This window comes from Phyllobacterium sp. P5_D12, from assembly GCF_054049495.1.
Genome location: NZ_JBFUMG010000464.1, coordinates 1 through 3529, shown reverse-complemented (window position 1 = coordinate 3529; position 3529 = coordinate 1). Strand labels below are relative to the sequence as shown.

At 55.5% G+C, this 3529-nt stretch carries 4 protein-coding genes; 1 reads left to right on the top strand and 3 read right to left on the bottom strand.

Going from position 1 to position 3529, the window contains the following annotated elements; genetic code table 11:
• The 3 genes from ACXJ5O_RS21845 to ACXJ5O_RS21835 form a co-directional block, all read right to left on the bottom strand.
• A partial coding sequence (locus ACXJ5O_RS21845; protein WP_457301726.1) for an ABC transporter permease occupies window positions 1–714 on the bottom strand: 714 nt, incomplete at its 3' end.
• 26 nt (window positions 715–740) lie between these two features.
• Window positions 741–1778 (bottom strand): ABC transporter substrate-binding protein, encoded by a 1038-nt coding sequence (locus ACXJ5O_RS21840; RefSeq protein ID WP_457301725.1) that lies wholly within the window; start codon window positions 1776–1778, stop codon window positions 741–743.
• Window positions 1779–1792: 14 nt separating this feature from the next.
• The gene (locus ACXJ5O_RS21835; protein ID WP_457301727.1) at window positions 1793–2671 is read right to left on the bottom strand and encodes an ABC transporter ATP-binding protein; all 879 of its coding nucleotides are present in this window, start codon (window positions 2669–2671) and stop codon (window positions 1793–1795) included.
• Window positions 2672–2867: 196 nt separating this feature from the next.
• Between ACXJ5O_RS21835 and ACXJ5O_RS21830 the strand changes: the two genes are divergently transcribed.
• Window positions 2868–3401: a hypothetical protein gene (locus ACXJ5O_RS21830; RefSeq protein ID WP_457301724.1), complete on the top strand. Its 534-nt coding sequence runs from the start codon at window positions 2868–2870 to the stop codon at window positions 3399–3401.
• The last annotated feature ends 128 nt before the right edge of the window (window positions 3402–3529 follow it).

Genomic DNA, 3529 nt, shown 5'->3' with positions numbered 1-3529 from the left:
CACCAGGATTGAGCTTTGCGCGGCCAGCCGAAATCCTGTGAAGATAGACGGTATCGATGACGGGACGACGATCTTTGTGAAGATCTTGACCGCCGAAAGATTGAGCGACCTTGCTGACTTGATCAGCAAAGCATCCACCGTCGCAACACCGCTGATTGTATTAAGAAGGATCGGAAAAAAGCAGGCAAATGTGACAATGCCGATTTTGGATGCTTCACCAATGCCAAGGAATAGGATGAATACAGGCAGCAATGCCAGCGCAGATGTGTTCCTGAAGAATTCGAGCGCCGGTGTCAGGAACTCTCGCACTTTAGAATACCAACCGATCGTCAGTCCAAGTGGGACGGCGATCGAGACGGCCAGGGCGAAGCCGATGGCCGACCGCGTCAAACTGCCGGCAATATGATTCTCCAGTTCACCGCTTTTGAGCATCTGCCATACGACGGCCAGCACCTGTGACAGCGGGGGGAACCAGATCCTGTCGACGAGTCCGAGCCGCGGTAGCAGTTCCCATATAGCCAACACGAGAACAAGCGAAGCAGACCTCCAGACAGCTTTCCGCAGATGGCGAATTGCTGGAGAGAACTTGCCCTGTTCTTCTGCGGGGCCACCGGTTGATCGGGATAATTGCTCGTCCACAGGCGGGCGTGGCAGCCTTGCGGGCGCTTTTCTCGATGAGGAACGAGAAACAATATCGACTGTACTGACGGACATGATCTTACTCCCGGGGGGCCACAGGCTTATTCCGTGCCCTTCCAGTAGGGGTTGAATTCGTTGGTATAGAGTTGTGCGAGATCGAGGGATTTCGCATCGACTTCACCGCGGGAATCCAGCCAGGAAACCCACATCTCGAAATCTTGCTTCTTGATCCAGCCGCCTTCGGTTGCGATACCGAGACTCTGCCAATATTTCAGGGGTGCCGTCTGACCGCCTCGCCCTTGGCTTTCGAGGTATTTCGTATAGATGTCGATTGCTTCGGCACGCCTTCCCTCTTTCTCGCGCTCCTGGGTCCACGCGATGGCCTTGGCTATCCCCTCGACGAGGTGGCGTGTGGCATTCGGATTCTTCGCAATGAAGTCCTTTCGCAGGACGCCGGTATTGTCATTATAGGTCCCTATGAGATCGACATTCCGCGAAAGTGCCTTGATACCGCCACGCTCCAGCGCGGCATCGCGGAAGGTGAAGCCAAGGCTTGCTGCGCTGATCTGCTTGTTTCGAAGCGCCTGCTCGACATTGGGTGTGGGGAGCGGAACAAATGTCACCTGCTTGATCTCATCCTGCGAAAGACCACCCTTCGCAAGATAGATGTCGGTTACCGCTTCCTGGTTCGCGCCCAGCGTGTTCACACCAACCTTTTTGCCAATCAGGTCGCGGGCGTTGTTGATCTCGCCATTGTCGAGAGCATAAAGCCCCGGAGACGTCAGCTCGTTGGTTCCTCGCCAGCTGACAACTGCCGTCAGCGGCGCTCCGGCAGTGGCAATGTTCAGAACAGCGCCATTGAAAGCCGAGGCAATATCGGTCTGGCCAGTGGCCGTTGCCTGAAGTGCGGCCGGACCGCCCTGTACATCGCCGACGCGCTCAAGCTTGAGTGGACTGAGATATCCCAACGCATCCGCCAGTTCCAGCGGGCTGATGTCAGCGCCGGTGCTTGACTGATATCGTATCGAGGATACTTCCAGCTTTGGAGCCTCCTCGGCAATTGCAGTTCCAGCCGACAACAGAGCGATTGCGACCATACCCGCGGTGCTCCAGGTCAGTTGTTGAAGATTTTTGATCATGGCTAGACTCGCTTTCATTGTGCCGTTGCACGCGCCGCGATCCGTGCACGGGTGCCGGAACGAGACTGTTGTGTGTCTTGCAAATGGACCGTTTCATCCCGCAACAGCGTCCAGATTTCATGACGATAGGCGGCAAAGTCGGGATGAGACCGGGGATCGGCATCCGGCAATGCCTTGGGCAGATCGATGTTTATCAATGCCTCGACCCGGCCCGGACGCGACTTCATAACGGCAACACGCTGTCCGAGATACACGGCTTCGTCGATCGAATGTGTGATGAATATGATGGTCTTGTTGGTCCTGCGCCAAAGCGCAAGAAGTTCTTCCTGCAGAATTTCCCTTGTCTGGGCGTCAAGTGCACCGAACGGCTCGTCCATCAGAAGTACGTCCGGCTCATAAGCCAGACTGCGAGCGATCGCGACCCGCTGTTTCATCCCGCCAGACAATTCATGCGGATAGCGATCCTCAAACCCGTCCAGACCGACCAGGGATATGTATTCTTGCGCCGAGTGCCGTCGCGCATCACGTGAGAGCCCACCCTTCGCTTCGAGCGAGAACTCGACATTCGATAGTGCCGTGCGCCATGGGAGAAGCGCATATTGCTGAAACACAATCCCGCGTGAAAGACTGGGCCCCTTGGCCTCTTCGCCATCGATGAATACGGAGCCATCCGTCGGCGGCGTCAATCCGGCCAGAATATCCAGCAATGTCGTCTTGCCGCAGCCGCTTGGACCCACAACGACCAGAAACTCGCCGGCAGCCACGTCCAGGGCGACATTCTCAATCGCCACGAATTCACTACTTGCCCGACCGCTGGCGTCCCTCAGCTGAAAGCTGTGCCGGTTGATGCGAAGCTGAACCTTCGGGATATGCTTGTTGATGTCGCCCGCCATGTTTCGCCCCTTGAGCCGTGCATGGGGCAATACTCGATCATTTAAGTCGTCTTTGTAGAGCAAGCTCATTCTAAAATTCGTTCAGGGATGGGAAATGCAATTTGATATGAACGTGCTTGTTGGCATATACCCGGGCAGGTTGAGGACGAGTTGTAACTGACCGATGTAACACCCACGCCAAGAACACGGATCTCGCATGAGCCGAATATCGCAAATCAGCTATGATGATGCGTCCCCCGAGATACGGGCAGAGCACGACGAAGAGCTTCGACTTCGTGGACGGATGACCAACATGAAGCGGGTCTTGCTCCATTCGCCCGTTGCGCATCGCATTTATGCAGAGTGGTTCACGCTTCGCGAGCTATTGCGCCCGATCCTGTCTGACAGAACAATCTGGCTGTTCTCGCTGGCTATATCGGAGGCAAGCGACGCCCTTATACCAACGACGTTTTTTCGACGCGCGCTGATCCAGTCCGGAATTGAGCTGGACAAACTTGAACCGGATGCAGACGAGCGCGTTCTCATGGAGTTCGGCAGGGCCATTGTTGCCAATTCGAATGGAGTTCCGGATGAAATCTGGGGGAAGCTCATGGCTCGTTACGATGAAGCGACGCTCGTAAACCTGGTAGCCTTTGCCGGCATTATGGTCGCCACGGGGATTTTCACAAATGTCGTTGAAGTCGACCTTGACCCGGAACTGGATACCTACAGGAAAATTGGCGGGAGCTAGGCAATTTTCTGTTGGGTGGCGGATCTAATCTGATCCCGGTTGTAGTAACCTAGACGACCGTCGAGGACTGGGCCCCATCCATGTTTACAATGACACCTGTGATATAACTGGCGCTGGACGAACTCAGG

What these genes read in the sequence shown, in the direction of transcription:
- ACXJ5O_RS21840 (WP_457301725.1), bottom strand. Translation starts at nt 1,778, where the DNA reads ATGATCAAAAATCTTCAACAACTGACCTGGAGCACCGCGGGTATGGTC.
- ACXJ5O_RS21835 (WP_457301727.1), bottom strand. Translation starts at nt 2,671, where the DNA reads ATGGCGGGCGACATCAACAAGCATATCCCGAAGGTTCAGCTTCGCATC.
- ACXJ5O_RS21830 (WP_457301724.1), top strand. Translation starts at nt 2,868, where the DNA reads ATGAGCCGAATATCGCAAATCAGCTATGATGATGCGTCCCCCGAGATA.